5 protein-coding genes are annotated in these 3,931 nt (G+C 67.9%); 1 reads left to right on the top strand and 4 read right to left on the bottom strand.

Annotation, left to right across the window (positions count from 1 at the left end):
• Window positions 1-93: 93 nt before the first annotated feature.
• The 4 genes from WA805_RS13475 to WA805_RS13460 form a co-directional block, all read right to left on the bottom strand.
• On the bottom strand, window positions 94-606 hold the full coding sequence (locus tag WA805_RS13475; protein WP_422274524.1) for a cupin domain-containing protein: 513 nt from the start codon (window positions 604-606) through the stop codon (window positions 94-96).
• A 57-nt stretch (window positions 607-663) separates the two neighbouring features.
• The gene (locus WA805_RS13470; RefSeq protein WP_422274526.1) at window positions 664-1,341 is read right to left on the bottom strand and encodes a TMEM175 family protein; all 678 of its coding nucleotides are present in this window, start codon (window positions 1,339-1,341) and stop codon (window positions 664-666) included.
• Window positions 1,342-1,350: 9 nt separating this feature from the next.
• On the bottom strand, window positions 1,351-1,635 hold the full coding sequence (locus WA805_RS13465) for a hypothetical protein (protein WP_425242502.1): 285 nt from the start codon (window positions 1,633-1,635) through the stop codon (window positions 1,351-1,353).
• Between the two features lie 365 nt (window positions 1,636-2,000).
• Window positions 2,001-3,197, bottom strand: a complete 1,197-nt coding sequence (locus tag WA805_RS13460) for a protein kinase domain-containing protein (protein ID WP_425242501.1) — start codon at window positions 3,195-3,197, stop codon at window positions 2,001-2,003.
• A 75-nt stretch (window positions 3,198-3,272) separates the two neighbouring features.
• Here WA805_RS13460 and WA805_RS13455 point away from each other — a divergent pair.
• The coding region (locus WA805_RS13455; protein ID WP_425242500.1) for a dienelactone hydrolase family protein at window positions 3,273-3,931 on the top strand (659 nt) is incomplete at its 3' end.

Here is a 3,931-nt window from a genome sequence, read left to right as displayed (position 1 = left end):
GTGGCACGACCGGCTGAATGGCACTGACGAAACGGCCGAGAAGCCAACTGGTGGCCTCATCAAACAGCAATTGGCGGCGGTCGCAGGCGTGTTTCATGACTGGCTTTGCGTAGGAATGGGATTATCCACGGCACTGCCGGGCGGTGGCCCCAGGATTGTGCAGCCCAGCTTGGCCATGGCCGTGGCCACTGCATCGGGCGTGCAGGCCCAGCCCTCAGGCGCCGGGGTGTGTAGATCCCAGCCTGCTTCCCTGAAGGCTCGTTCCAGGCCGCCAGGAGCGATGACTTCCAGGATGACTGCGGTCTGGGAGGTGACGAAGTAGGTGTGCGGGATGCCTTTGGGCAGGAAGGCAACGCCGCCGTCAGAGAGTTCTCGTCGCTGGTCACCGGCCCAGACTGTCAGCGCGCCGTTGAGAAGCAGGAAGATTTCGTCCTCGCGCTGGTGGACATGGACCGGAACCGCGTTTCCCCGTGCGGTGGCGCTTCGCATGATCAGCACCTGGCCGTCGCTGACGGCCGAGTCCACCAGGACTTCCAGGATCGTGTCGTTCATCCAGGCCAGTTGCTGGTGCTCGGCAGCCGCAGCGAAATAAGCGCTCAGCGTCATGGCGTCACGCTAGCGCGCTTTCAAGTGGAGGCCGACCCCGCCAGGTGTGCTCGTCTGTTAGGTGAACTGACGTTCGGCTGACCCGCGCGGAGCTAGCAAGCGCAACAGCGTGATCGCGATGAAATACAAGACGGGTCCCGAAGCGTAGACAGCCAGGCTGGCCTGCGACGAGGCCCCGGCGATCGCGAACGCGATGATGTAAACGGCCACGGGAAAGACAGATAGTGCCAGCCCCGACCAGATGGATGCCCGGTCCAGCGGCTCATGTATCAGGGATGGCCTCCCCGTCGCGTACGCCCAGATGGCGGTCCGGGCCACGGACGTGCCTATCAAGATCAGGCCGAACAGGCGCAGCGCGAGCGGGTCCTCGTAATAGCGGCTGAGCAGCGCGGAGCCGAACGGCAGCAGGCACACCGCGAACAGCGTCAGCAGATTGAGCCAGATGATGCCGCGGTCGGTGTACCTGATCAGCGTGAACAGGTCCCGGTGGCCGACCCACTGCATCGCCGCCACGATGAAGGCGATCACGAAGCTGATGAAGCTGGGCCGCACCTCCGCGATGGCGGTCCGAAGGTGCTCGTGCGCGCTGAGTTCCGGCACGTGAATGTCTAGCACGAGCAGGGTGATGATGATGGCGAATACTCCGTCGGTCAGGGCAAGGACCCGCGACGGATCCTTGCGCCGTTCCTCACGGAACGCCCCGCTACCGAAGGTGACCTCGTCATCTTCCCGCACGGTCGGGGCCTAGCCCATCAAGCTTCCGGCGCTGTCCCCGTTCGTACCGGACGAACCGAGGTGCTTGTGATACACGGCCAGCGCCGCCACTAGCGACCGGGGCCCGCGAAGCCATCGAAGCCGGGGCGGGATCTCCTGGTAATCCAGGTAGGGATGGTCACCGCATCCGGGACAGATGAGCTCGAACAGGCCGGTGTAGCCGCCTTCGAAGCGACCGTCCACGATGCGGGCCGGCTGGAGCCGCACGAACGCCGTCCTGCCGTGGCCAGGCCGCCCGGAAAGCGGGAGTGTCATGCCGTCTTCGGACCCGCTGCGCAGCCATGGGTCACGGCGACCGTGCGGGCGCGGCGCGGGGACGGGGGCCGGACGGACAGCGGGTCCTGTACCGGTCACGATGTCAGAGTTGCGAGGACTGCTCACCCAACTCACCGCCAGCGGTAGTTTCTGCGCTGCCTCAACTCATCGCTAAGCGGCCGGTCCTGCGCTGCCAGGGTCCGGAGCAGCATGTCAATTGCCACCCGACCATAACACGCAGGCACTGCGGAGCAAATGTCCAGCCAAGTGGGATAGTCCCAGGTGATCGGGCGTTAAGGCTACGTTTCCTAGCCGTTTACCTCGGCGACATGAGCCTGGAAAACCCGGCCAGTTACTACCCGTGTCTAGTCCTGGCTGTTGTCGCCTTGGCCCTTGGACGACTTGGAATGCCCGTGACCGTGATGGGATTTCGGGTTCGGGTCGTCGTTGTGGGAGACGTAGGCGGGCGAGGTCGTCGCTGGGGATGTCCGGGCCGTCGTGTGCGGGCTGGCTGGCGTGGTTGGGCGCGCGCTGGCTGCTGCCGGGTGCGTGGGCGCCGCGGACGGAGGCGTCACGACCGCGGACGTGGGCGGCTGATTCTGCGATGACCTCGTCACGCCCAGCCCCACGGCGGTGCCACCCGCCGCGAGCACCACCATCGCCGCCGATCCGACTGCTGCCGCCAGCGAACCCTGCGACCGGCGAGGGCTCGGAGCGGCTGGGGTAACCACGTAAGCGGGCGCCGCGCTGACGACGCAGAGCAGCCGCTCGGTCTCGGCCGCGTCGAGGCGCTGGTCCGGGTCCTTGCGGAGCAGGCCGCTGAGCACCGGCCAGAGCGGGCCCGCGTGGGTGGCCGGCGCCAGCTCGTCGGTGACCACGGCGGTGATGCTCGCCAGCACGTTGGCCCGTTCGAACGGCGGATGACCCTCGACCGCGGTGTACAGCGAGGCGCCGAGCCCCCATAGGTCACCTGGGGCGCCTGAGTGACCGCCACGGGCACGCTCGGGTGCGATGTAGGACGGGGACCCGAGGAGCACGCCGGCGGTGGTGACCGCCGGGCTGTCGGCGGCCCAGGCGATTCCGAAGTCGGTGAGCACAACCCGGTTTCCCGGGCCGATCAGGATGTTCGCCGGCTTCACGTCCCGGTGCACGACGCCTTCCGAATGCGCGGCGCGCAGCCCGGCGAGGATCTGCAGGCCGACCTTGGCCGCCTCGGCCGGGGCGAACGGTCCCTCGTCCTGGATGACGTCCAGCAGCGACCGGTACGGCAGAAGCTCCATGACGATCCACGGGCAGCCGTCCTCTTCGACGATGTCGAAGATGCGAACCACGTTGCGGTGATTCAGCCGGGCGGCCACCTGGGCTTCCCTGGTGGCGCGACGGCAGGCTGCCCGCTGTTCCTGGTCGGTGAGGGACGGCGGCCAGATCATCTCCTTCACCGCCACGTCGCGGCTGAGGAGCTCGTCGCGGGCCTGCCACACGACACCCATCCCGCCACGCCCGATCACCGCGCTGAGCCTGTAACGCCCGGCGACCACCCGCCCTGGCCCTGCTGTTTGCATGCCGGCGCACTACCCGTCGGCCGCCCGTGCTAACAATTATTCTTTGCAAAGGCTAACTAACTTGAGGAGACCGAGATGCCGCGCGTCGATGTGCAGATCCCCACCAGTGATGGCGTGAGCAGCGGATCGCTGCACGTCCCTGACGGGGCAGGGCCGTGGCCGGGCGTGGTCGTCTTCCCCGACGCTTTCGGGCTACGGGACACCATGCGGGACATGGGCGACCATCTCGCCAGCCTCGGGTACGTCGCGCTCGTTCCCGACGTCTTCTACCGGGCGGGCGACTGGGCCCCGTTCGACCCGGCCACCGCGTTCACCGACCAGAAGGAACGCGGGCGGCTCTTCGGCCTCATGAGCGGCCTCACCAACGGCCGGGTCATCGCCGACGCGGACGCCTACGCCGACTTCCTGCTGGCGCGGCCGGAGGTGCGCGGCACCGCCGTCGGAACCACCGGTTACTGCATGGGCGGCCGCATGTCGCTGGTGGCGGCGGGCGGCATCGGGGACAAGATCGCCGCGGCCGCGTCGTTCCACGCGGCGCGGGTCGCCATCCCCGACGACCCGAACAGCCCGCACCTGGCGGCCGACAACATCCGCGCCGCGGTCTACGTGGCCGGCTCCATCGAAGACCAGGGGTTCACCGCCGAGCACGCCGAACTGCTCGACAGCGCGCTGACCTCGGCCGGCGTGCCGCACACCATCGAGTTCTACCCCGGGCACCACGGGTTCGCCGTGCC

Source organism: Trebonia sp., from assembly GCF_049794275.1.
Lineage (GTDB): Bacteria > Actinomycetota > Actinomycetes > Streptosporangiales > Streptosporangiaceae > Trebonia.
This window is presented reverse-complemented; position numbering and strand designations above follow the sequence as displayed.